This is a genomic window from Micromonospora sp. NPDC005305, assembly GCF_040607315.1.
Taxonomy (GTDB): Bacteria; Actinomycetota; Actinomycetes; order Mycobacteriales; family Micromonosporaceae; genus Micromonospora.
On sequence record NZ_JBEXGL010000027.1, the window covers coordinates 1 to 23,463 of the forward strand.

General features: G+C 74.0%; 22 protein-coding genes and 1 riboswitch. Of the genes, 13 read left to right on the forward strand and 9 right to left on the reverse strand.

The features are described 5' to 3' along the window. The first annotated feature begins 196 nt into the window (after positions 1-196). Together ABZS80_RS29245 and ABZS80_RS29250 are read left to right on the forward strand one after the other, a co-directional pair. On the forward strand, positions 197-1,132 hold the full coding sequence (locus tag ABZS80_RS29245; protein WP_355060848.1) for an AraC family transcriptional regulator: 936 nt from the start codon (positions 197-199) through the stop codon (positions 1,130-1,132). Positions 1,133-1,406: 274 nt separating this feature from the next. Further along, entirely contained in the window at positions 1,407-1,874 is a 468-nt protein-coding gene (locus ABZS80_RS29250) for a GNAT family N-acetyltransferase (protein WP_355060850.1), read from the forward strand. 94 nt (positions 1,875-1,968) lie between these two features. Here ABZS80_RS29250 and ABZS80_RS29255 read toward each other — a convergent pair whose 3' ends face one another. Next, positions 1,969-3,108, reverse strand: a complete 1,140-nt coding sequence (locus ABZS80_RS29255) for an amylo-alpha-1,6-glucosidase (RefSeq protein WP_355060852.1) — start codon at positions 3,106-3,108, stop codon at positions 1,969-1,971. Positions 3,109-3,314: 206 nt separating this feature from the next. Between ABZS80_RS29255 and ABZS80_RS29260 the strand changes: the two genes are divergently transcribed. The 3 genes from ABZS80_RS29260 (at position 3,315) to ABZS80_RS29270 (ending at position 6,461) form a co-directional block, all read left to right on the forward strand. Then, entirely contained in the window at positions 3,315-4,385 is a 1,071-nt protein-coding gene (locus ABZS80_RS29260; protein ID WP_355060854.1) for an extracellular solute-binding protein, read from the forward strand. A 68-nt stretch (positions 4,386-4,453) separates the two neighbouring features. Beyond that, positions 4,454-5,572: a sugar ABC transporter permease gene (locus tag ABZS80_RS29265; RefSeq protein ID WP_355060856.1), complete on the forward strand. Its 1,119-nt coding sequence runs from the start codon at positions 4,454-4,456 to the stop codon at positions 5,570-5,572. A gap of 1 nt (position 5,573) precedes the next feature. Next, positions 5,574-6,461: a carbohydrate ABC transporter permease gene (locus ABZS80_RS29270; protein ID WP_355060858.1), complete on the forward strand. Its 888-nt coding sequence runs from the start codon at positions 5,574-5,576 to the stop codon at positions 6,459-6,461. A 46-nt stretch (positions 6,462-6,507) separates the two neighbouring features. Here the strand turns inward: ABZS80_RS29270 and ABZS80_RS29275 are convergent, their stop codons facing one another. From ABZS80_RS29275 to ABZS80_RS29285, 3 genes are all read right to left on the reverse strand, one after another. Then, the gene (locus tag ABZS80_RS29275; RefSeq protein WP_355060860.1) at positions 6,508-6,888 is read right to left on the reverse strand and encodes a VOC family protein; all 381 of its coding nucleotides are present in this window, start codon (positions 6,886-6,888) and stop codon (positions 6,508-6,510) included. 85 nt (positions 6,889-6,973) lie between these two features. Beyond that, the gene (locus ABZS80_RS29280; RefSeq protein WP_355060861.1) at positions 6,974-7,930 is read right to left on the reverse strand and encodes a sigma-70 family RNA polymerase sigma factor; all 957 of its coding nucleotides are present in this window, start codon (positions 7,928-7,930) and stop codon (positions 6,974-6,976) included. A 37-nt stretch (positions 7,931-7,967) separates the two neighbouring features. Further along, positions 7,968-8,546, reverse strand: coding sequence for a GNAT family N-acetyltransferase (locus ABZS80_RS29285; RefSeq protein ID WP_355060863.1), 579 nt, complete (start codon positions 8,544-8,546; stop codon positions 7,968-7,970). A 35-nt stretch (positions 8,547-8,581) separates the two neighbouring features. Here ABZS80_RS29285 and ABZS80_RS29290 point away from each other — a divergent pair, with 35 nt between their 5' ends. Next, positions 8,582-9,892, forward strand: a complete 1,311-nt coding sequence (locus tag ABZS80_RS29290) for a glycosyltransferase family 87 protein (protein ID WP_355060865.1) — start codon at positions 8,582-8,584, stop codon at positions 9,890-9,892. Here the strand turns inward: ABZS80_RS29290 and ABZS80_RS29295 are convergent. Continuing rightward, a complete protein-coding gene (locus ABZS80_RS29295) occupies positions 9,791-10,342 on the reverse strand; it encodes a GNAT family N-acetyltransferase (protein WP_355060867.1) in 552 nt (183 codons plus the stop codon). The two genes, ABZS80_RS29290 and ABZS80_RS29295, sit on opposite strands and share 102 nt — an antisense overlap. 83 nt (positions 10,343-10,425) lie before the next feature. Here ABZS80_RS29295 and ABZS80_RS29300 point away from each other — a divergent pair, with 83 nt between their 5' ends. From ABZS80_RS29300 to ABZS80_RS29325, 6 genes are all read left to right on the forward strand, one after another. Continuing rightward, positions 10,426-11,655 (forward strand): crosslink repair DNA glycosylase YcaQ family protein, encoded by a 1,230-nt coding sequence (locus ABZS80_RS29300; RefSeq protein WP_355060869.1) that lies wholly within the window; start codon positions 10,426-10,428, stop codon positions 11,653-11,655. A 4-nt stretch (positions 11,656-11,659) separates the two neighbouring features. Further along, a complete protein-coding gene (locus ABZS80_RS29305) occupies positions 11,660-12,220 on the forward strand; it encodes a DUF2752 domain-containing protein (protein ID WP_355060870.1) in 561 nt (186 codons plus the stop codon). Between the two features lie 416 nt (positions 12,221-12,636). Then, positions 12,637-13,374: an FAD-dependent thymidylate synthase gene (gene thyX, locus ABZS80_RS29310; protein WP_151461229.1), complete on the forward strand. Its 738-nt coding sequence runs from the start codon at positions 12,637-12,639 to the stop codon at positions 13,372-13,374. Positions 13,375-13,426: 52 nt separating this feature from the next. Then, positions 13,427-14,353: a 4-hydroxy-tetrahydrodipicolinate synthase gene (gene dapA / locus ABZS80_RS29315; protein ID WP_355060871.1), complete on the forward strand. Its 927-nt coding sequence runs from the start codon at positions 13,427-13,429 to the stop codon at positions 14,351-14,353. 51 nt (positions 14,354-14,404) lie between these two features. Then, a complete protein-coding gene (locus ABZS80_RS29320) occupies positions 14,405-16,093 on the forward strand; it encodes a ribonuclease J (RefSeq protein ID WP_355060873.1) in 1,689 nt (562 codons plus the stop codon). A 183-nt stretch (positions 16,094-16,276) separates the two neighbouring features. Then, entirely contained in the window at positions 16,277-17,830 is a 1,554-nt protein-coding gene (locus tag ABZS80_RS29325) for a S1 family peptidase (protein ID WP_355060875.1), read from the forward strand. A gap of 103 nt (positions 17,831-17,933) precedes the next feature. Here ABZS80_RS29325 and ABZS80_RS29330 read toward each other — a convergent pair whose 3' ends face one another. Continuing rightward, positions 17,934-19,511 carry a YbjN domain-containing protein gene (locus ABZS80_RS29330; RefSeq protein WP_355060877.1) on the reverse strand — a complete coding sequence of 526 codons (1,578 nt, stop codon included), beginning with the start codon at positions 19,509-19,511 and terminating at the stop codon, positions 17,934-17,936. Then, entirely contained in the window at positions 19,508-19,987 is a 480-nt protein-coding gene (locus ABZS80_RS29335) for a YbjN domain-containing protein (RefSeq protein WP_151461194.1), read from the reverse strand. Before ABZS80_RS29335 ends, ABZS80_RS29330 begins: the two co-directional genes overlap by 4 nt. A 113-nt stretch (positions 19,988-20,100) precedes the next feature. Here ABZS80_RS29335 and ABZS80_RS29340 point away from each other — a divergent pair, with 113 nt between their 5' ends. Further along, positions 20,101-22,551 carry a DNA translocase FtsK gene (locus ABZS80_RS29340; protein WP_355060879.1) on the forward strand — a complete coding sequence of 817 codons (2,451 nt, stop codon included), beginning with the start codon at positions 20,101-20,103 and terminating at the stop codon, positions 22,549-22,551. Between the two features lie 66 nt (positions 22,552-22,617). On the opposite strand, the gene ABZS80_RS29345 is transcribed toward ABZS80_RS29340, so the two are convergent. Beyond that, complete coding sequence (locus ABZS80_RS29345; RefSeq protein ID WP_151461196.1) at positions 22,618-22,857, reverse strand: hypothetical protein; 240 nt, start codon at positions 22,855-22,857, stop codon at positions 22,618-22,620. Positions 22,858-22,948: 91 nt separating this feature from the next. After that, entirely contained in the window at positions 22,949-23,263 is a 315-nt protein-coding gene (locus ABZS80_RS29350) for an SMR family transporter (RefSeq protein WP_355060880.1), read from the reverse strand. A gap of 53 nt (positions 23,264-23,316) precedes the next feature. Then, positions 23,317-23,384: riboswitch (guanidine-III (ykkC-III) riboswitch) on the reverse strand. Between the last annotated feature and the right edge of the window lie 79 nt (positions 23,385-23,463).

Consider the following 23,463-nt stretch of genomic DNA (forward strand, 5'->3'; position numbering starts at 1 on the left):
GAAATCAAACGATGCCTCAAGCGCTACATCGCCCGAGAGCTCTACCGACGCCTCGAAACCCCACCCCAACCACTTGACGCGGCATAGGAGCGTCGTCCCCCGCACCCGCGGCCGGCCGTACCCCTGACGGCGGCCGGTCCGCGGGTCCGCAACGGCGATCAAGCGGCGCGGCCCCGGGCGGGTGCAGGCTGTGCACATGACCCAGACGGACGGACTCACCGGCCTCCTCGACTGGCTCCAGGAAGCACTGGACGACCCGGAGGCCGGGCCGGCGAATCTGGCCGCCCGGGCCCACCTGTCCCGGTTCCACTTCGACCGGCTGGTCGCCGCGGCCACCGGGGAACCGCCGGGCGCGCTGCGCCGCCGCCTGCTCCTGGAGCGCGCCGCGCACCGGCTCACCACCAGCGACCGGACCGTCCTCGACATCGCCGTCGAGGCCGGCTACGGCTCGCACGAGGCGTTCACCCGCGCCTTCCAGCGGTCGTACGGCATCGCCCCCACCGGGCTCCGGCGCCGCCCGCCGCTGACCTTCCGCGAGCTGGAGCTGCCCTGCCCCAGCGGCGTCCACTTCCAACCGCCCGGCGGCCTGCGGCTGCCGGCGGCACGTCAGGAGACTCCCATGAACGTTCTCCAGCACCTCGTCGACCACCACGTCCAGACCCTGACCACGATCATCGAGCGCGCCGGCAGCCTCGACGACGAGGTGCTCGACCGGCCCGTCACCGTGTCCGTGGAGACCATCGACGAGCAGCCCACGCTCCGCTCGCTGATCAACGCCATGGTCACCCAGGAGGAGCACTGGCTCTCGGCACTGCGCGGCGGCGAGTGGCCCGACGAGAGCGACCGGTCGGTGTCCGGGCTGGCCGCCCGGCACGCGGTCGCCGGGCGCGACTGGCGGGCCTTCGTGGCCCGGACGCTCGCCGCCGGCACGCTGGCGGACACCTTCGTCGACACCACCTGCACGCCGCCGACCACCCACACCCTGGGCGGCACCATCGGCCACGTGATCACCTTCGCCGCTGTGCGCCGCACCCTGGCCATCGGCGCCCTGCACAGCGCCGGGATCACGGACCTCGGCGCCGGCGACCCGCGCCCGTTCCTCGACGCCGCCGCGACCAGGCCCGCCGGCTGACGACATCGCCGACGTCGACCGACTCGGGCCCCGAGGTGGCGCCCTTGATCGACGCCAGCTCGCCGAGGTGGCGGTGTCCGGCCCCCGCCGATACCGCCACCTCGGCTATCCGGAGTCGATCATGGTGATGCCGGACCCGGTGGCGCCGGCGATCCGGCAACCCGGCGACGCGCGATTCAGCGAGCGGGTGTTGTCGCGAGCCGTGCGCGGGTGGTGGCTTCGGCTGCGGCGAAAGCGATGGCCGGGCGGCCGGGCCGGCCCTAGGCTGACCGCCATGATCGATTCCGGGCAGCGTGACCGCGCCGGCCGCCGGGTGACCCTGCGGCCGGTGGACGACGACAACTGGCGGGCGGTGGCCGACGTCGCTCCCCGCGACGACCAGCGCACCTTCGTGGCGGCGCTGGCGGCCCGCTACCTGGTGCTGACCATGCGCTCGGAGGTCTGGACCTCACTCGCCGTCTACGCGGACGAGACGGTGGTCGGGCACGTCATGTGGGGCGTGGACGACGACGGCTCCCGCTGGATCGGGGGCATGGTCATCGACGCGGCCGAACAGGACCGCGGCATCGGCCGCGCCGCCGTGAAGACCCTCACCGACTGGCTGGCTGAGGCGGGCCACCCGGTCCGCCTCAGCTACCACCCCGACAACACCCCCGCCGCCACCCTCTACGGCCGCCTGGGCTTCCACCCCACCGGCGCCATGGAGGACGACGAACTGATCGCCGAGTTCACCCCCGCCTGACCACCCCACCCCCCACCCACCCGGTTGATCAAGGAGTTTGCGTCACGGAGCGCGCGAATTCTGACGCAAACTTCTTGATCAGCTCGGCGAGGTGTCACGCGGGGCGTGCGGGGGAGTGGGTGGGGTTGGTGGGGCGGCGGGGAGTCGGGATGGTCAGAGACGGCGGGAGGCCGGTCAGGGTCGGGTGGCCGGTGTGGTCGACCGTCACCGTGACCGGGACGCCCGCGATCTTCAGGCCCTCGGCGGTCAGCGCGCCGAGTTCGGGGCCGGCCAGGGGGCGCAGGTCGACGCGGCCCGCGGGCACGTCGGGGTAGAGGCCGAGGCCCGCCTGGAGGAGCAGCACGGCTGCCGCCGCCGACCAGGCCTGCGGGTGGCACGCCGCCGGGTACGGCACCGGCCGGCCGAGAACCGCCCGGTCGTCCCCGCCGTACAGCTCCGGGAGGCGGTAGTCGAACGCCTCGGCGGCTTCCAGCAAGCCGTCGGCGAGCCGGAGCGCCGCCGCGCGGTGGCCGTCCCGGGCCAGCCCGCCGAGCACGATGGCGGTGTCGTGCGCCCAGATCGACCCGCAGTGGTAGGACAGCGGGCTGAACCCGGCGTCGTCGGTGGACATGGTGCGCAGCCCGAAGCCGCCCGCCAGGGCCTCGGTCGAGAGCAGGGCGGCGACCTGCGCGGACTCGGCGTCCGAGAGCAGCCCGGTGCCGAGCAGGTGGCCGATGTTGCTGGTCAGGGAGTCCACCGGGCGCTTGTCCCGGTCGAGGGCCAGGGCGGGCTGCGGGCCGTACGGGCCGTCGACCCAGAACGCGGCGCGGAAGCGGGCGGCGAGCCGGTCGGCGTAGGAGCGCCAGCGGTCGGCGCCGGGGCGGCCGAAGGCGTCGAGCAGGTCGGCCCCGTTGACCGCGGCCTGGTACGCGTACCCCTGCACCTCGGCCAGCACGATGGGCGGCGCGGCCAGCCGGCCGTCGCGGAAGCGCACGGCGTCGCCGGAGTCCTTCCACCCCTGGTTGGCGAGGCCGTGGCCGGTGGTGTCGACGTACTCGACGAAGCCGTCCCCGTCGGCGTCGGCGTGCTCGCCGAGCCAGCCGAGCGCCGCCTCGAGGTGGGGGAGCAGCGGCTCGACCTGGTCGGCGGGGAGCCCCCAGCGCCAGGCGTCGTGCAGCAGCCCGACCCAGAGCATGGTGGCGTCGACCGTGCCGTAGTAGGCGGGCGGCAGCCGCAGCCCCTCGTTCAGGGTCAACTCGTGCCGGCGAAGCTCGTGCAGGATCTTGCCGGGTGCCTCGCCGGTGGCCGGGTCGACCCGGGTGCCCTGCCGGCGGGCCAGGACGCGCAGCGTGCCGGCGGCCAGGTCGGTGCCGAGCGGCCGCGAGCGACACCAAGCAGTCCAGCGGCCCGGCCACCCTCCAGATCCTGATCGGCTCCTCCGGCGAGGCCGAGACGAAGGCCGTGCAGGACGCCGCCGCCAAGTGGGCCTCGGCCAGCGGCAACACCGCCACCGTCAACCCGGCCCAGGACCTCACCCAGCAGCTCGGCCAGGGCCTGGCCGGCGGCACCCCGCCGGACGTCTTCTACGTCGACGCGGCCCGCTTCGCCGACTACGCCAGTGTCGGCGCGCTGGAGCCGTACGGCGACAAGATCAGCAACAAGGACGACTTCTACGAGAGCCTGCGCACCACGTTCACCTACGACGGCAAGCTCTACTGCGCGCCGAAGGACTTCTCCACCCTCGCCCTGGAGATCAACACCGACCTGTGGGCGAAGGCCGGCCTGACCGACGCCGACGTGCCGACCACCTGGGACCAGCTCACCGCCGTCAGCCAGAAGATCAAGGCGAAGAAGATGGTGGCGCTCGCCCTCGGCGACACCCGCGACCGGATCGGCGCCTTCATGGTGCAGAACGGCGGCTGGCTGATGAGCAAGGACGGCAAGCAGCCCACCGCCGACACCCCGGAGAACCTCCAGGCCCTCCAGTACGTGAAGTCCCTGCTCACCAACGGCTACGCGAAGTTCCCGAAGCAGCTCGACGCCGGCTGGTCCGGGGAGGCGTTCGGCCGGGGCAAGGCCGTCATGACCATCGAGGGCAACTGGATCAAGGGTGCCCTGCAGAACGACTTCCCGAACGTGAAGTACAAGGTCGTGCCGCTGCCGGCCGGCCCGAAGGGGCAGGGCACCCTCTCCTTCACCCAGTGCTGGGGCGTGGCCGCCAAGTCCAAGTACAAGGACCAGGCGATCAAGTTCGTCGAGGCGATGACCGCGGGCGACCAGCAGGTCACCTTCGCCAAGGCGTTCGGCGTCATGCCGTCGCGGCAGTCCGTCCGCGACCAGTACAGCACCGCCTTCCCGGCGGACAAGCCGTTCATCGACGCCGCCGCGTACGCCCAGGGCCCGGTGAACGCCCCGAAGATGGACAGCGTCCTGCGCGACCTGGAGGCCGGCCTCCAGGGCCTGACGACCGGTGACCCGAAGGCGATCCTGAGCAACTTCGACAAGAACGCCAAGGCGGCGCTCGGCGGCTGAGCCGTGGCGGAGGGGCCCGGACAGGGCCCCTCCGCGCCGGCTCCCACGGACAAGGAGGGAGGGAAGAGATGGCAACCGAAGCATTGCGCGCCCCGGCGACCGCGCCGGCGAAGCCGCCACGCCGTCGCGGCGGCGGCGTCCGCGGCAACGAGACCATCGCCGGCTGGCTCTTCGTCGCCCCGGTGATCGTGATCCTCGGGCTCTTCCTGCTGCTGCCGATCCTCATGGCGCTGTGGGTGAGCCTCACCGACTGGAACGGCCAGGGCAGCCCGTTCACCGGCGACGTGCCGTTCGTGGGCGGCGACAACTACACCCGGCTGTTCGCCGAGGACGGGCTCGACCGCCGGGACTTCATGACCAGCATCCGCAACCACATGTACTACGTGGGCATCGTCGTGCCGGTGCAGACCGCGCTCGCCCTGGGCCTGGCCCTCGTGGTCAACAACCGGATGCTCAAGGGGAAGGGCTTCTTCCGCAGCGCCTTCTACTTCCCCTCGGTCACCAGCTCGGTGGCGATCAGCGTGGTGTTCCTGTTCCTGTTCGCCAACTCCGGCGCGGTCAACAAGCTGCTCGGCCTCCTCGGGATCAACGGGCCGGAGTGGTTCGCCGACTCCCGGGGCGTGCTGCACCTGCTCCTCGGCGCGGTCGGCGTGGACACCCCGCCCGGCGCGCTCACCTCCGGCGGCCCCTTCGGGCTGACCTGGTGGGATTGGCTCTCTGGGCCGAGCGTGGCCATGGTCTCGATCATCAGCCTGGTCATCTGGACCACCTCGGGCACCTTCATGCTGATGTTCCTGGCCGCGTTGCAGAACGTCCCGGTGGCCCTCGACGAGGCGAGCACCCTCGACGGGGCGACCCGCTGGCAGCGCTTCCGCCACGTCACCCTGCCGCTGATCAGGCCCACCATGTTCCTGGTGCTCACCCTCGGCCTGATCGGCTCCTGGCAGGTCTTCGACCAGGTGTACGTGATGAGCCAGGGCGACCCGGCCAAGACGACGCTCACCCCCGCGTACCTGTCCTACCGGACCGCCTTCCGGGACTTCGACTACGGCTCCGGCGCGGCCATCTCGTTCGTGCTGTTCCTGATCATCATCCTGTTGACCCTGCTCCAGCGCCCGGTGATGGCCGACCGGGACGAGCCCCGGCGGGCCCGGTGGTGGCGGCGACGCGTACCGGAGGGGTCCTGACATGGCCGCGCTCACCGACCGGCCCGCGGCGCCCGTCGCGCGCCGCGCCGACCGCGGGCAGCGCGCCCGGGTCAACCGCATCCTGGGGTACGCGGTCCTGATCACCTTCGGGCTGGTCTTCCTCTACCCGTTCGTCATCCAGCTCGGCAACGCGCTCAAGACCGAGCCGGACGCGGCGGCGAACCCGCTCTCGCCGATCCCCGACCCGCTGACCCTGGCCGGCATCGAGCGGATCTTCGCGGGCACCAACTTCCCGCTCTGGCTCGGCAACTCGCTGCTGGTCACCGTGCTGGTCACCCTCGGCCGGGTCTTCTTCGACTCGCTCGCCGGCTACGCGCTGGCCCGGCTGCGCTTCCGGGGCCGGGCCGGGCTGTTCGCCGCGATCATCGCGGTCATGGCGGTGCCCGGCGTGGTGCTGCTCATCCCGAAGTTCCTGGTGCTCAAGCAGCTCGGCCTCTACGACAGCTACGCGGGCCTGATGGTGCCCCTGCTCGCCGACGCGGCCGGCGTCTTCATCATGAAGCAGTTCTTCGAGTCGGTGCCGGTCAGCGTCGAGGAGGCGGCCCGCATCGACGGCGCGGGCGTGTTCCGCACCTTCTGGTCGGTGGTGCTGCCGATGGCCCGGCCGGCCCTGATCACGCTGACCATCCTGTCGTTCCAGGGCTCCTGGAACGAGTTCCCGCACAGCCTGGTCTCGGTGCAGGATCCGCACCTGTTCACTCTGCCCCGGGGCCTGGCCGACCTGGTCAGCGGGTCGCTCGGCAAGGGCACCCAGTATCCGCTCAAGCTGGGCGCCGCGCTGCTCGCCACCATCCCGGTGGCGGTGCTCTTCGTGATCTTCCAGCGCTACTTCGTGCGCGGCGCGAACGAGGGCGCCGACAAGGGCTGACCGGCGGCCGGCGGTCCCGCCCCGTGCCGGGACCGCCGCCCCCGGGTCAGCCCTCCTGGAGCACCGAGAACACGTTGCCGGCCGGGTCCGTGAACCAGGCGATCGACGGGCCGTTGCCCCGCATGACCCCCTTGTCGTCCTGCGGCATGCCCTCGTAGCGCGCGAACCGCACCCCGCGCGAGGCCAACTCGTCCACGGCCCGGTCGATGTCGGGGACCGGGAAGTTGAGCACCGTGTAGGTGGCCGGCTGATGGTCCGGCTTCGGGTAGACCAGCACCGGCCGGTCCCCGGCCAGGTGCAGCGTCAGCAGGCCGCCCATCGCGTCGTCCCGGGAGACCCGCAACCCCAGGACGTCGGTGTAGAACCGCTCCGCGCGGTCGGCGTCGTCCACCGAGAACCCGCTGAACGCCTTCGTGTCCCTGAACATGACCCGCTCCTCACTCCGCCGGTGGGTCGCCTCCGTCGTGCCTACCAGGGGTGGACGCCGCAGGGGGCGCAAACTCATCGGCGGGTCAGGGATCGAGCCGGACCGGCAGCCCGAAACGCGGGAAGAGCCGGGGCTCCAGGAAGTGGGTGAGCCGGGCGATCCGGCCGCCGGCGCACTCCAGCACGGTGATCGAGAAGGCCCGGTGACCGCCGGCCGGGTCGACCCGGTACTGGGCGACGGCCGGGCCGCCGTTCGCGGCCACCCGCACCAGCCGGGAGCCCGCGCAGCCGGCCCCCGGGCCGCGCAGCCAGCGGCCGATGTCCGCGGCGCCGCGCAGCCACATGCGGTAGGGCGGCATGCTCTGCACGGCGTCCGCCCGCAGCAGCGCCACCAGGGCGTCGACGTCGTAGCGGGCGAAGGCGTCCACGTAGCGGTCCAGCAGGACCCGGTCGACCGGGTCGAGATCCGGCCCGGCGCGCCGCTCGGCGCGCACCCCGGCCAGGGTCGCCCGGGCCCGCTGGAGCGCGCTGTTGACCGCCGGCACGGTGGCGTCGAGCAGGTCGGCGACCTCGTCGGCGCGCCAGCGCAGCACGTCCCGCAGGATCAGCACGGCGCGCTGCCGGGCCGGCAGGTGCTGGAGCGCGGCCACGAACGCCAGCCGCACCGACTCCCGGGCCACCGCCAGCTCGGCCGGGTCGGCCGGGAGCACCGCCGCGTCCGGCACCGGCTCGACCCAGTCGCCGGCCGGCGTGCCGAGCGACCCGGCCACCGGCGCGACCGGGCCCTCCAGGTCGACCGGCAGGGCCCGCCGGCCACGCCCGCGCAGCAGGTCCAGGCAGACGTTGGTGGCGATCCGGTAGAGCCAGGTGCGCAGGCTGGACCGGCCGTCGAAGCCGTCCCGGGCGCGCCAGGCCCGCAGCAGGGTCTCCTGCACCGCGTCCTCGGCGTCGAACACCGAGCCGAGCATCCGGTAGGCGTAGCCGGTCAGCTCGACCCGGAACGGCTCCAGGTCGCTCGTCGCGGGCGCCGGTGCGGTCGTCATGCCGCCAACGGTAGGCGCTGCCCCCGACAGCGCGTACTCAGGAAGCGGCCGGCTCGGCGGGGACGCCGACGTGCAGGCGGACCTGGGGGACGAGCATGTCGTCGACGTCCAGCGCGCGGCCCGCGCCGTCCGGCTCCCAGCCGGTCGAGGTGAGGAACGTGCGGGTCGCCGTGTCGGCGTCGAACGCCCAGGCCACCGCGCGGGTGAAGCCGTCTTCCCGCCAGTGGTCCACCATGGCGGCGAGCAGCCGGCTGCCGTGCCCGCGCCGGCCCCAGCGCGGCTCGACCAGCAGGTCCGTCACCGCCGCCACGCCCTCGGCGAGGGTCTCGGGCGGCTCGCCCGGCGCGAGCGCCTCGGCGTCGGCCGGACCGGAGGCGGCGAACCCCACCAGATACGATTGCTCGGCCTGTTCGACGGCGACCAGCACGCGGTGCGCGCCCGAGGGCGGCTCCTGCACCGCGGCGCTCCACCGCCGGGCGAGGTACGCCTCGTCCAGGTTGTCGAGCACGTGCCGGGGCAGGATCCGGCGGTACGCGGCCCGCCAGGTGGCGAGCTGGAGGCGTGCGATCTCGCCGGCGTCGGACGGACGCGCGGGGCGGACGTACCCGAGAGCCATGGCACGTGAGCCTACGCAGGGCGAGGAGGGCGACGGTGGCGCAGGGTGCCAGGCGGACGATCGCGCAGGTCGTCGCCGTGGTGGCGCTCGCCGTCGCGGTGACCGCCTTCCTGTCGGTGGCGGCCGTGCGGCACGGCTTTTTCGACCTCAAGGTCTACTACGGCGCGCTGACCTTCTGGGTGCACGACGGCGGGGAGATCTACGACTTCCTCAAGGGCGGCACCCAGTACGGCTTCACCTACCCGCCGTTCGCCGCGCTGGTCATGCTGCCGATGGCGTACCTGCCGTGGCCGGCCGCCATCACGGTGAGCGTGGCCGCCACCGTGGTGGTCAGCGCCGTGGTCATCTGGTGGCTGCTCGACCCGGTCGCCCGCCGCGCCGGCTGGACCCGCTGGTTCGTCCTGGCGGTGGCGCTCTGCCTGGCCGCGGCCTACGAGCCGATGCGCGAGACGGTCAACTTCGGCCAGGTCAACATGCTGCTGCTGTTCCTCGTGGCGGTGGACCTGCTCCGGTTGCTGCCGGCCCGCAGCCGGTGGGCCGGGGTGGGCATCGGGCTGGCCACCGCGATCAAGCTGACCCCGGGCATCTTCATCGTCTACCTGCTGGTCACCGGCCGCTGGCGGGCCGCGTTCACCGCCATGGGCGCCGCGGCCGCGGCGACCCTGGTGGCCGCCGCGCTCTTCCCGGACGCCTCCCGGGAGTTCTGGACCGAAGCGCTGTGGAACACCGACCGGGTGGGCGAGCTGGCCTTCGTCTCCAACCAGTCGCTGCGCGGCGTGGTGGCCCGGCTCCACCCGGAACACCCGAGCACCGTCGCCTGGCTGGCGCTGGTCCTCGCCACCCTGGTCGTCTGGGGCTGGCGCTCCCGGGCCGCGCTGGCCGCCGGCGACGAGGCCACCGGCCTGGCGCTGACCGGCGCCACCATGTGCCTGATCAGCCCGGTGACCTGGGTGCACCACCTGGTCTGGCTGCTGCCGGGGCTGATCCTGCTGGTCGACAACGGCATGGCCGCGCCCGCCCGCAGCCGCCGGCGCCGCCTGCTGCTGGCCGGCGGCCTCGTCGGGTACGCCTTCCTCATCAGCCGGATCGTCTGGGCCTGGGAGAAGGACTTCACCGGTGTGGACGGGTTCCTGGGCAGCAACACCTACGTCTGGATCAGCCTCGCGCTGCTGCTCGCCCTGCCGATCCGCCGCTGGGCCACGCCGGCCGGCGGCGCTCCCACCGCGCCGGGCGGGCCGGCCGGGTCAGCCGTCGAGCCGGGCGGTGTAGCGCAGCTCGCGGAGCCGGACCGGGTCCCGCCCGCCGTGCAGCGGGACCGCGTAGGTGGACTCCTCCCCGTCCGGTGACAGTCCGGCCCGCTCGTAGAAGCGGCGGGCGCGGGCGTTGTCGGCGAGCACCCAGAGCCGGTATTCCGCCAGGCCCCGCTCGGCGAGGCCGGCCCGGGCCGCCGCGAACAGCGACTGGGCGGTCCCGGTGCCCCACCGGGCCGGGTCCAGGTAGACCGCGAGGATCTCCCCGTACGCCGGGTCGAGGTCGCCGCGGTCCTGGTTGTTCCGGTACGGCCCGAAGGTGGTGAACCCCTCGATCGCGCCGTCGACCTCGGCGACCAGCGTGGTGAACGGGTGCTCCGGGTCGGCCGTGCCGAGATCCCGGCGGCGCTGGGCCCAGGCGACCGGGTTCAGCCGGTCGAGCACCTCGGCCGGCATGATGCCGGCGTACCCGGCCTTCCAGCCGCGGATGTGCACCCGGGCGATGGCCTCGGCGTCGTCCGGTTCCTCCCGGCGAATGGTGCGCACCCGTCCGTTCTATGCCGCGCCGGGCGATCGGTCCAGCCGCCGCACGGGCGTGGTGTCACACCGGTGGAATAGGGTCCCCGACGATGGCCGCACCGGAATCGCTCTCCCTCGCTCAGGCCCGCCGGATCGCCCTGGCCGCCCAGGGTTTCGCCGACCCGGCGCCCACCGGCGTGCCCACCCGCCGGCACCTGCGCCGGGTGCTCGACCGGGTCGGGCTGATCCAGATGGACTCGGTCAACGTCCTGCAGCGCGCGCACTACCTGCCGCTCTACAGCCGGCTCGGTCCGTACCCGACCAGCCTGCTCGACACGGCCGCCTACCGGCGCCCCCGGGAGCTGTTCGAATACTGGGCGCACGAGGCGTCGCTGGTCCCGGTGGGGCTGCACGCCGCGCTGCGCTGGCGGATGGCCAAGGCCCACGACGAGGCGTGGGGCGGGATGCGCCGGATCGCCCAGGAGCAACCCGAGCTGGTCGCCTGGGTGCGCGACGAGGTGGCCGCCCGCGGTCCGCTGACCGCCGCCGAGATCGAGCACGACGCCCCCCGGGAGACCGGCAACTGGGGCTGGAACTGGTCCACGGTCAAGCGGGCGCTGGAGTTCCTGTTCTGGGCCGGCGAGGTCACCGCGGCCGACCGCACCACGTCGTTCGCCCGCCGCTACGACCTGCCCGAGCGGGTGCTGCCGGCCGCCGTGCTGGACGCGCCCACCCCGAGCGCCGCCGACGCCCACCGCGCGCTGGTGGCGATCGCCGCCCGGTCGCTGGGCGTGGCCGCCGAGCCGGAGCTGCGCGACTACTTCCGGCTGCCGGTGGCCGGCGCCCGGCAGGCGATCGCCGAGCTGGTCGAGGCCGGCGAGCTGACCCCGGTCACCGTGGCGGGCTGGCGGCAGCCGGCCTACCTGCACGCCCAGGCGCGGCTGCCCCGCTGGGTGCGCGGCAACACGCTGGTCAGCCCGTTCGACCCGCTGGTCTGGGAACGGGCGCGCGCCGAGCGGCTCTTCGACTTCACCTACCGGATCGAGATCTACGTGCCCGCGCCCCAGCGGGTCTACGGCTACTACGTGCTCCCCTTCCTCCAGGGTGAGCGGTTCACCGCCCGGGTCGACCTCAAGGCCGACCGGAAGGCCGGGGTCCTGCTGGTGCCGGCCGCCTGGGTCGAGCCGGGCGCCGACCCGGGGGAGACCGCCGTGGCGCTCGCCGCCGAGCTCTACCGGCTCGCCGGCTGGCTCGGCCTCGACGCGGTCGCCCCGCCGGCCGGGGGCGACCTGGCCGCCCCGCTGGCCGCCGCCCTGGTGGGCGTGGCCGGTGTACGGTGAGCGCGTGACGAGCGTTGACCGGCCGGCCGCCGCGCCCGACCCGCACCCGGTCCCGCCCGCGGAGCACGCTGCGCGGCAGGAGGCCTGGCCGGCCGGAGTGGCCTACCCGGCGGTCGAGCCGGACCGGTTCACCCGGCTCGTGCTGCGGCTGCACGCCCGCGCCCCGCGCTGGGCGGTGCCCCTCGCGGCGCTCGGCTGCGTCGGCCTGGGCATGGCCTACGCCCTGCTCAGCGACCCGACCCACAGCGACCCGGACGCGCGACCCACCTGCCTGCTCAAGCTCACCACCGGGCTCGACTGCCCGGGCTGCGGCGGCACCCGCGCCCTCTGGTACGTGCTGCACGCCGACCTGCCCGCCGCCGCCCGGCACCACTTCCTCTTCGTCTTCTCGCTGCCCTTCCTGGCCTGGCTCTTCGTGAGTTGGGCGGGAAACCGGGCCTTCGGCTGGCGGCTGCCCGAACTGCGGATCAGCCCCAAGGTGATCGGCGGCTTCCTGGCCCTGTGGCTCGCCTTCTCGGTGGCACGCAACCTGCCCTGGGCCCCGTTCACCTCGCTCTACGTCTGACCGGGCGGGCATCGCGTCCCGCCGGATCTTGGACAGTTTCCGTTCGGGCCGAACGGCAACTCTCCAAGATCTCCACTAGGCCTGCTCGGCAGGCGCTGATCGGTGCAACCTGACCCGGTGCCGACTGGTCGGCGCGGCCTGCAGGGTGCCGCCGGCTTCGCGCGGACCGCTCGCGGCCTGTCCGCGGCGGGCGGCGATGTCGCCACCGACTCAGCTCGACAGGCCGCCGCGAGTAACCCCAGCCCTGACCGGGACCGCCACCGCCACCCACGCGGGCGGTTGCCGAGATCTTGGACACTTGCCGTTCGGAGCGAACGGGAAGTGTCCCTGATTCGCAGCTGGTGCGGTGTTTCACGTCCGCGCGCCCAACTTTCGCGGCCGGCCCACGGGCCACTACAGTCGCAGGAATGCCGGAGATGGTGCAGCCTCAGGTCAAGTTGATCGCGTGGACCCAGTTCCAGGCCCCGGACGACGTGCCGTGGTCGACGGACGCGGACGGCGGTCAGGCGCTCGCCGAGTTCGCCGGTCGGGCCTGTTACCAGAGCTGGAAGAAGCCGAACCCGGCCACCGCGACCAACGCCGGCTACCTGGCGCACATCCTGGACGTGGGGCACCTCTCCGTGCTGGAGCACGGCTCGGTGAGCTTCTACTTCAGCGGGGTGTCCCGGTCCTTCACCCACGAGCTGATCCGGCACCGGCACTTCTCCTACTCGCAGCTCTCCCAGCGCTACGTCCCCGAGCGGGACGCGGCCATGGTCGAGCCGGCGGTGATCGCCGAGGACCCGGAGCTGCACAAGAAGTTCGTCGAGGCGGGCGAGGCGGCCGTCCGGGCGTACAACGAGCTGCTGGAGGGTCTGGAGGCCCGCTTCACCGACGAGCCCAACCCGACGCTGCGCCGCAAGCAGGCCCGGCAGGCGGCCCGGGCGGTGCTGCCCAACGCCACCGAGACCCGGATCGTGGTCACCGGCAACTACCGGGCCTGGCGGCACTTCGTCAAGATGCGCGCCACCGAGCACGCCGACGTGGAGATCCGCGAGCTGGCCGTGGAGTGCCTGCGGCAGCTCCAGGGGGTCGCGCCGAACGTCTTCGCCGACTTCGAGATCTCCACGCTGCCCGACGGCACCGAGGTGGCGGCGTCTCCGCACGCCGAGTGAGTCGTCGCCCTTCGCCGCCGGGGGCCCGGTGGTCGTCCGCTAGGTTGTGAACATGACGCACGACCTCCCTGCCGTCCCGAACCGGGGCGCGTCGCGCCCGTTCGGGCGACTGATCACGGCGATGGTGACCCCGTTCACCGCCGACGGGTCGCTCGACCTCGACGGCGCCGTACGGCTCGCCAGCCACCTCGTCGACGAGCAGGGCAACGACGCGCTGGTGCTCAACGGCACCACCGGTGAGTCGCCGACCACCACCGACGCGGAGAAGGAGGCCCTGATCCGCGCCGTGGTGGAGGCGGTCGGTGATCGGGCCCGGATCGTCGCCGGTGTGGGCACCAACGACACCCGGCACACCATCGAGCTGGCCGCGCAGGCGGAGAAGGCCGGCGCCCACGGGCTGCTCGTGGTGACGCCCTACTACAACAAGCCGCCGCAGGCGGGGCTGCTGCGCCACTTCACCGCGGTGGCCGACGCCGGCGGGCTGCCGATCATGGTGTACGACATCCCGCACCGGACCGGCACCGCGATCGCCACGGACACCCTGGTCAAGCTGGCCGAACACGGCCGGATCGTGGCGGTCAAGGACGCCAAGGGCGACCTCACCGCCACCTCCTGGGTGCTGGCCCGCAGCGACCTGGCCTCCTACAGCGGCGAGGACGCGCTGACGCTGCCCGCCCTGGCGGTCGGCTCGGTCGGCGTGGTCGGCACCTCCACGCACTTCACCGGGGTGCCGACCAAGCAGCTGATCGAGGCGTACGAGGCCGGCGACACGGCCACGGCGCTCACCCTGCACCGGCGGCTGCTGCCGCTGTTCACCGGCATCTTCCGGACCCAGGGCGTGATCCTGGTGAAGGCGGGCCTGGCGGCCAGGGGCCTGCCGGCCGGCCCGGTGCGCCCACCGCTGGTGGACGCCACCGGCGAAGAACTGGCCCAGCTGCGCGCCGACTGCGCGGCGGCGGGCCTGCCCCTACCCGAATGATCGAACGACACGACGGACGCCGCGCGACGGCGTCGCAGAATGAGGTGACGCGTGACCGAGGCGCACATCGAGGGTGAGCTGCCCCCGCCGCTGCCGGAGGGCGGCCTGCGGATCATCCCGCTCGGCGGACTCGGCGCCATCGGCCGGAACATGACGGTCTTCGAGTACGACGGCAAGCTGCTGATCGTCGACTGCGGGGTGCTCTTCCCCGACGTCGAGCAGCCGGGCGTGGATTTGATCCTGCCCGACTTCGGTCCGATCCTGGACCGGCTCGGCGACGTGCAGGCGATCGTGCTCACGCACGGCCACGAGGACCACATCGGCGCGGTGCCGTACCTGCTCGCCCACAAACCGGACATCCCGCTGGTCGGCTCGCAGTTCACGCTGGCCCTGGTCGAGGCGAAGCTGGCCGAGCGGCGGATCCAGCCGTACACGCTGACCGTCGCGGAGGGGCGGCGCGAGCGGCTCGGCCCGTTCGAGTGCGAGTTCTTCGCGGTGAACCACTCGATCCCCGACGCGCTCGCCGTGGCCATCCGCACGGGGGCCGGCCTGGTGCTGCACACCGGCGACTTCAAGATGGACCAGCTCCCGCTGGACGGCCGGATCACCGACCTGGCCGGCTTCGCCCGGCTCGGCGCCGAGGGCGTGGACCTGCTGCTCTCCGACTCCACCAACGCGGAGATCCCCGGCTTCGTCACCCCGGAGCGGGAGATCGGGCCGGTGCTCGACTCGATCTTCGCGAAGGCGCGCGGCCGGATCATCGTCGCCTCGTTCGCCTCGCACGTGCACCGGGTGCAGCAGGTCTTCGACTCGGCGGTCGAGCACGGCCGCAAGGTGGCGCTGATCGGCCGGTCGATGGTGCGGAACATGGGCATCGCCCGTGACCTGGGCCTGCTCAACATCCCGCCCGGGCTGGTGGTGGGGCTGGACGAGGCCACCGCGCTGCCGCCCGAGCAGATCGTGCTGATGTCCACGGGCTCGCAGGGTGAGCCGATGAGCGCGCTGGGCCGGATGGCCAGCGGCGACCACCGGCACATCACCATCGCTCCCGGCGACACCGTGGTGCTCGCCTCCTCGCTGGTGCCGGGCAACGAGACCTCGGTCTACCGGGTGATCAACCGGCTGGCCCGGGCCGGCGCGACCGTGATCCACAAGGACGTGGCGAAGGTGCACGTCTCCGGTCACGCCCCCGCCGGCGAGCTGCTCTACCTGCTCAACGTCACCCGGCCGAGCAACCTCATGCCGGTGCACGGCGAGTGGCGGCACCTGCGGGCGCACGCCCGGCTCGGCATCGAGTCCGGCGTCGAGGCGGACCGGGTGGTGCTCTGCGAGGACGGCGACGTGGTCGACCTGGTCGACGGGCGGGCCAGCCTGGTCGGCCACGTGAAGAGCCGGTACGTCTACGTCGACGGTCTCGCCGTCGGCGACGTCAGCGAGTCGCTGCTCACCGAGCGCCGGATCCTCGGCGACGGCGGGTTCATCGCCACCACCGTGGTGATCGACTCGGTCACCGGCAAGGTGGTCGCCGGGCCGACCCTCTCCGCGAAGGGCTTCTCGGAGGACCCGGCCGCGTTCAACCCGGTGGTCCCGCTGGTCACCGAGGCGTTGAACCGGGCCGCCGCGGACGGCATCACCGACCCGCACCAGCTCCAGCAGATCGTCCGGCGCACCGTCGGGCGCTGGGTCAACGACGCGTACCGCCGCCGGCCGATGATCGTGCCGACGGTCGTCGAGGTCTGACCGCCGCGAGCGCCGCACGCCGGCCCACCGTCCGCGGTGGGCCGGCGTCGCCGTTTCCGGGTACGCCCCGGAGCCGTCCCGCCACGCTGGGTCGATCCTGACCGTCGCGTTCAACCGATCGGCGCCCGTCTCCGTACTCCGTGCCGGCAGGCGTACCCGCGCCGGCCGGGAGGAGCGTGGCGGATGGACCGCAGACGGATGACAGCCATCGGCGTACTGGTGGCGGCGGCGGGCACGGCGGCGGCGGTGACCCTGCCGTCCTTCGCCGGCGAGAACCCGACCCGGCGGACCGCCCCGGTGGCGTCCGACGGCGTCGCGCCCGAGGTGCTGGACGCGCTGAGCCGCGACCTGTCGCTCACCCGGGACCAGGCGGCCCGGCGGCTGAAGACCGAGCGGTGGGCGTCCGGCACGGTCACGAAGCTGCGCGGCGAACTGGGCGCCGACTACGGCGGCAGCTGGCTGGGCGCCGACGGCACGACCCTGAACGTCGCGGTGGCCGATCCCGCGCAGGCGGCCCGGGTGACCGCCGCGGGCGCGGTGCCGAAGCGGGTCGACCGCGGGGTCGCCGAGCTGGACGCGGTGAAGACGCGCCTCGACGCGGCCGGCGGCGAGGCCACCCCGGACGTCGCCGGCTGGTACGTCGACGTGGCCACCAACTCCGTCGTGGTGGTCGCCCAGCCCGGTGCGGAGGCGGCCGGCCGCCGGTTCGCCGAGGCCAGCGGCGTGTCCGCCGGCGCCGTGCGGGTGAAGACCGCCGACGAGGCGCCCCGCCCGCTGTTCGACGTGCGGGGCGGCGACGCGTACTTCATCAACAACGCCGGCCGCTGCTCGGTCGGCTTCTCGGTGGTCGGCGGCTTCGTCACGGCCGGGCACTGCGGGCGGCCGGGGGACCGGACCGCCGGCGCGAACCGGGTCGCCCAGGGCACCTTCGCGGCCTCCTCGTTCCCGGGCGACGACTGGGGCGTCGTCGAGGTCAACGACCAGTGGACGCCGCAGGGCGTGGTGAACGACTTCAACGGCGGCACGGTGCCGGTGAACGGCTCCACCGAGGCCCCGGTCGGCGCCTCGGTGTGCCGCTCCGGCTCGACCACCGGCACCCGCTGCGGGGTCATCCAGGCCAAGAACGCCACGGTGAACTATCCGGAGGGAACGGTCACCGGGCTGACCCGGACGAACGTGTGCGCCGAGCCGGGCGACTCGGGCGGCGCATGGCTCTCCGGCGACCAGGCGCAGGGGGTCACCTCCGGTGGCTCCGGCGACTGCACGCAGGGCGGCGTGACCTTCTTCCAGCCGGTCAACGAGATCCTCCAGCGCAACAACCTGACCCTGGTCACGGCGGGCGCCCAGCCCTCCGCGCCGCCCGCCGGGGGCGGGACCACCGCGCCGCCGGCGAGCACGGCACCGGCCATCCCGCCGGCCGGCGACGCGACGGACTGCACCGGGCAGGTGAGCCGCACCGGCCCGATCGCCGCCGGCCGGGCGCAGGTCCAGCCGGACGGCCGCTTCTTCCGGGTGTCCGGCGGCGAACAGGAGGCGTGCGTGTCCGCGCCGGAGGGCGCCCGCGTGGTGCTGGAGCTGCAACGCTTCACCGGCAGCTCGTTCCGCACCGTGGCCCGCGCCGCCAGCGCCGACGGGGTCGCCCGGCTGACCGCCGACACCCCGGCCGGCGCCTACCGCTACCGGGTGGTCGGGCTGGCCGGCGCCGGCGAGTACACCCTGGCGTTCTCCGCCCGCTGAGCCGCCGCCGGGTTCGACTCCCGGCGGCACCGGACCGCGACCCCCGTCCACCACCGCCCGGTGGCCGGGGGTCGCGCCGCGTCCGGGCTCGCCTGCTCCGGGCTCAGGGCAGTGCGGCGACCGCCTCGGCGAACGCGGCCCCGGTGCTGACCGCCGCCGTGACCAGCACGACGAGCTGCGCCCGGGCCACCCCGTACGCCAGGTCGGTGGTGACGTCGGCGGCCAGCAGCAGCGTGCCGTCGCCGGGATCGTGGACGTACGCGGCCGGCAGCAGCCGGTCGTGGTTCCAGGCGTTGCAGAACGCGTACGCCTCGGCGCGGCGGGCGGCCGGCAGCCGGCGCGGCGCCACGGCCCGGGCGTGCAGCACCTCACCCTGCGGCCCGAGCCGCCGGAACTGGACCACCGCCTCGCCCCAGCGCCCCACCACCGTGCCGTCCGGCTCCACCGTGTACGCGTCGCCGCGCGCGTCGAGGGCGGCGGTGAGCATCCGCAGGCTCAGCGGGGCCGGCTCCTCCTCGCCGGGCGGCCCGGGCTCGGCCGCGTAATCGCCGGGGATCTCGTCCTCGGCGGGCAGCGGCACCGCCTCGGCGAGCGGCCGTTCGGCCAGCCAGGAGGCGATCCGGCCGGACTGGTGGCCGGTGCCGTTGCGGGCGTCGAAGCTGCCGGCCAGCGTGGTGGCGAGGGCCTGGAGCTGACCGGCGAGCGTGGACACGTCCACCTCGGCGGCGGGCCGGGGCCCGTGCCCGGGACGGTGGATCCGCCGTTCGCCCAGACCGGCCTCGGCGGCCAGCCCGCAGAGCAGCGCGCCCGCCGCCGCGAACTCCATGGCGGACAGGTCGTCGGCCGGGTGGTCGAGCTCGGGCAGCTGCTCGGCCAGCACGTCCAGGCCGTGGCCCAGGTGCCCGCCCAGCGCGCAGAACCGCAGGTGCGCGGCGAGCTGCGGGAAGGCCGTCCGCTCCCGGCGGTGCCGCCGGTAGGCCCGCACGTGCGCCCGGGCGGCGCGCGCCGCGTCGCCGGTGCGCAGCCAGGGCAGCAGCCCGGCAGCGAGCGCCCGCTCCGGCTGGTCGGTGCAGCCCGGCTCGCCGTCGAGCACCGGCTCCAGCACGGCCAGCGCGGCCGCCGGCTCGCCCCAGCCGGCCAGCAGCTCGGCGCGGCGCGCCGGGGCGCAGGCCGCGCAGCCGGCCACCGGGTCGGCGGCGTCGCCGGCGGACCAGCGGGCGTACTCGCGGCGGGCGGTCGGTTCGTCGCCGAGGTGGTCGGCGAGCCGGCAGCGCAGCTCGGCCACCGGTCCGGCGCCGGGGCCGAGCCGGTCGGCGAGATCGTCCAACAGGGAGCGGGCCTGGTCCAGGGCCACCCGGGGGGTGCCGAAGAGCGCCTCCACGGCCTGCCGCTGGTGCCGGTGCAGCCGTTCGGCCTCGCCGGGGCGGCCGTCGAGCAGCCCGGGCCGGCGGTCCACCGTGGCCACGCAGCGGCGTACCGGCTCCACGGTCCGCCACCGCTCGCCCAGGTGCAGGTACGCCTCGACCAGCGCGAACCGCGCTGCCAGCGCGGTGCGCGGGTCGCCGGTGGCGTCGGCCCGGGCGGCGATCCGTTCCAGCTCGGCGCAGCGCGCCTCGCCGTCGGGCAGGTCCCGGGCGTCGGCGAGGGCGTCGGCCAGCCCCCGGTCCCGGAAGGTGGTCATCGCAGCTCCCCGCCGGGCAGGTCCGCCACGGCGGCGGCGAGCTGGCAGCCGGTGGTGACGCCGCAGTCGATGAACTGGTCGAGCTGGTGCGGGGTCACGCCACGTTCCAGGTCGGTGGTCACCTCGCCGCAGACCTGGGCGAGCCCGTCGTCCGCGACGTGCACGAACGCCTTGGGCCAGAGCCGGTCGTGGTTCCAGGCGTTGCAGAAGGCGTGCAGGTCGGGGACCCGCTCGATGCCGAACCGGTGCGCCGTGACGGTGCGCACCTGGAGCAGTTCCCCGGCGGCGCCGCGGCGGAAGAACCAGATGAGGCTCTCGCCCCAGCGGCCCACCAGGTCGCCGTCGGCGTCCTCGGCCACCGCGTACCCCCGGTTGGCCAGCACGGCGGCGATCAGCTCGCCGGTCAGCGGTCGCAGCGCCTGCGGGTGTCCGGCCAGGGGGCCGTCCGGACCGTCCTCGATCTCCGGCGACGCCATGAGGGCATCCCTTCTGAGGCGAATAACACAAACGGCGGCGGATCCGTGCCGCGACGCGCGGACACGACCCGGAAAAGCGGCGATCTGCCGGGTCCCGCCGTTACGGTGACTCTATGGCGGGCCGTACCTCTCAGGCGAGCCGGCGACGCGGCGCGTCGCCGCGCGGAACCACGAACAGCCGTGCCCGCCAGCCGGCCAAGAAGGCCACCAGGGCGACCGCTCGGCGGCGCCCGGCGCGTGGGCCGAGCCCGGCGGCGTTCGCGGGCCGGGCGCTGGGTGCTCTGTGGATGGGGCTGGCGCACAGCGTGGGCTGGGCGTTCCGGGCCGCCGGCCGGCAGGCCGCCACCGCCCGCGAGCTGGACCCCGAGCACCGACGTGACGGGGCCGGGCTGCTCCTGTTCGGCCTGGCCATCCTCAGCGCGGTGGGCATCTGGTCCGGCGGCGCCGGGCCGATGGGCCGGCACCTCGCGGACACCGCCCGCCTCTTCGTCGGGGCGATCGCCATCGTGCTGCCGGTGCTGCTCATGGTGGGCGCCTGGCGGCTCATGCGCACCCCGGCCGATCCCGAGCACCGGGGCCGCGGCCTGGTCGGCTGGGGCTCCATGCTGCTCGCCACGGCGGCCATGCTGCACATCGGACAAGACCCGGTCGACGAGGTCCAGCGCGACTACGCGGGCGGCCTGCTGGGCGCCGGCGTGGGCGACCTGCTCAAGTCCGCGGTCACCGCCTGGGTGGCCATGCCGCTGCTGCTCCTGCTGCTGGTCTTCGGGCTGCTCGTCATCACGGCGACCCCGATCAACAAGATCCCGGAGCGGCTCGGGCTGCGGGCCGGCCTGGTGCCGCCGCCCGGCGGCGACGAGGCCGAGGCCGAGCCCGAGGCGGCGGCGAAGCCCGCGCGCAAGCGGGCCGCCAAGCGCCTGCCGCCGCCGCTGGACCCGCTGGACCCGGACGACGACCTCGACGGCGTCGACCTCCAGGACACCCTGGTGCTACCCCGCAAGAGGGTGCCGGCCAGCCGCAAGCCGGTCGAGCCGCCGGAGCACTCGCCGCTGCCCACCCGTGCCGAGCAGCTCGCGCTCACCGGGCTGGCCGGGGACTACACCCTGCCGCCGGCCAACATGCTGGGCAGCGGGGCCGCGCCGAAGACCCGGAGCAAGGCCAACGACGAGGTCATCGCCGCGCTGACCGGCGTCTTCGAGCAGTTCGATGTGGACGCCGCGGTCACCGGCTTCACCCGCGGCCCGACGGTCACCCGGTACGAGGTCGAGCTGGGGCCGGGCGTCAAGGTCGAGCGGATCACCCAGCTCTCCCGCAACATCGCCTACGCCGTGAAGTCCCCGGACGTGCGGATCCTCAGTCCGATCCCGGGCAAGAGCGCGGTGGGCGTGGAGATCCCGAACACCGACCCGGAGAACGTGGCGCTCGGCGACGTGCTGCGCTCGCGGGCCGCCACCAGCGACCACCACCCCATGGTGGTCGCGCTCGGCAAGGACATCGAGGGCGGCTACGTGGTGGCCAACCTGGCCAAGATGCCGCACATCCTGATCGCCGGCGCCACCGGCGCGGGCAAGTCGTCCTGCCTCAACTCGCTGCTGGTGTCCGTCCTCACCCGGGCCACCCCGGACGAGGTGCGGCTGCTGCTGATCGACCCGAAGCGGGTCGAGATGACCGGCTACGAGGGCATCCCGCACCTGGTCACCCCGATCGTGACCAACCCGAAGAAGGCGGCCGACTCGCTGGAGTGGGTCGTCCGCGAGATGGACATGCGCTACGACGACCTCGCCGCCAACGGGGTCCGGCACATCGACGACTTCAACCGCAAGGTGCGCAACGGCGAGATCAAGGCGCCGCCGGGCAGCGAGCGGGAGATGCGGCCCTACCCGTACCTGCTGGTGATCGTGGACGAGCTGGCCGACCTCATGATGGTCGCGCCGCGCGACGTGGAGGACTCGGTCGTCCGGATCACCCAGCTGGCCCGGGCCGCCGGCATCCACCTGGTGCTGGCCACCCAGCGCCCCTCGGTCGACGTGGTCACCGGCCTGATCAAGGCGAACGTGCCGTCCCGGCTCGCCTTCGCCACCTCCTCGCTGGCCGACTCCCGGGTCATCCTCGACCAGCCCGGCGCGGAGAAGCTGCTCGGCCGCGGCGACGGGCTGTTCCTGCCGATGGGCGCGTCGAAGCCGCTCCGCATCCAGGGCGCCTGGGTGACCGAGCGCGAGATCCACGACGTGGTGAAGTTCTGCAAGGACCAGCGCGAGCCGGACTTCCGTCCGGACGTGCTCGCCCCCGCGCAGGACAGCAAGAAGAAGATCGACGAGGACATCGGCGACGACCTGGACCTGCTGGTGCAGGCGGTGGAGCTGGTGGTCACCTCGCAGTTCGGCTCGACCTCGATGCTGCAGCGCAAGCTGCGGGTCGGCTTCGCCAAGGCGGGCCGGCTCATGGACCTCATGGAGACCCGGGGCGTGGTCGGCCCGTCCGAGGGGTCCAAGGCCCGCGACGTGCTGGTCAAGCCGGACGAGCTGGAGGAGGTCCTGGCCGGCCTGCGCGGCGGCGAGGAGTAGCCCGGACGTGTCACGCGACGAGGGCCCGCCGGAATCCGGCGGGCCCTCGTCGTGCTGGCTGCTGGGTCAGGAATTCAGGATCGCGGCGGCGATCACCATGCCGAGCACGGCGCCGACGACGTTCGCGACGGCGGCGTACCAGCCGAGCGGCTTGTCGCCGAGCACCGCGCCGACGATGCCGAGGATCAGCCCGACCAGGCCGAGGAACGGCACGAAGATGGCGATGACGGCGAAGACGAAACCGATGATCGTGCAGATCCGGGCGGCGCTGCTGCGGGGGCGGGTGCTGGCGGGCATGTCGGCCATGATGTCCTCCGTCGGTGGGTTTCCTCTCGGGTGAAGCGAGGAGGGGATACCCCGGGCGGCAGGACGTCCAAACGGGACGCCGGCGGGTCGGTCAGTGGAAGAGCTTGAGGCCGACCACGCCGGCCACCACCAGCAGCAGGCAGGCGATCCGGGGCAGGCTGGCGGACTCGCCCAGCGCCACCATGCCGACCAGCGCCGTGCCGACCGCGCCGATGCCGACCCACACGGCGTAGCCGGTGCCCACCGGGATGTCGCGCAGCGCGTACGCCAGGCCGGCCATGCTCGCGACCAGCGAGACGGCGAAGACCACGGAGGGGAGCGGGCGGGTGAAGCCGGCGCTGCGGTCCAGCGCGATCGCCCAGGCGGTCTCCAGCAGTCCGGAGAGCACCAGCACGAGCCAGGCCATGGGTCACCTCTGACGGGACGGGCCCGGCCGCCGGGGCCGGGGACGGGCGGTCACGCGGGGCGTCTTGGCCTGACCGGGTACGCCCACCACTCGTCCGGGGCGGCACGGGGCCACCGGATCCGACGCTAGCACCGCGGGGGCCGGCGGTCCGGCACGGTGACGAACCCCACCATCGCTGGAGTTAACGCGAACTTGAGGTT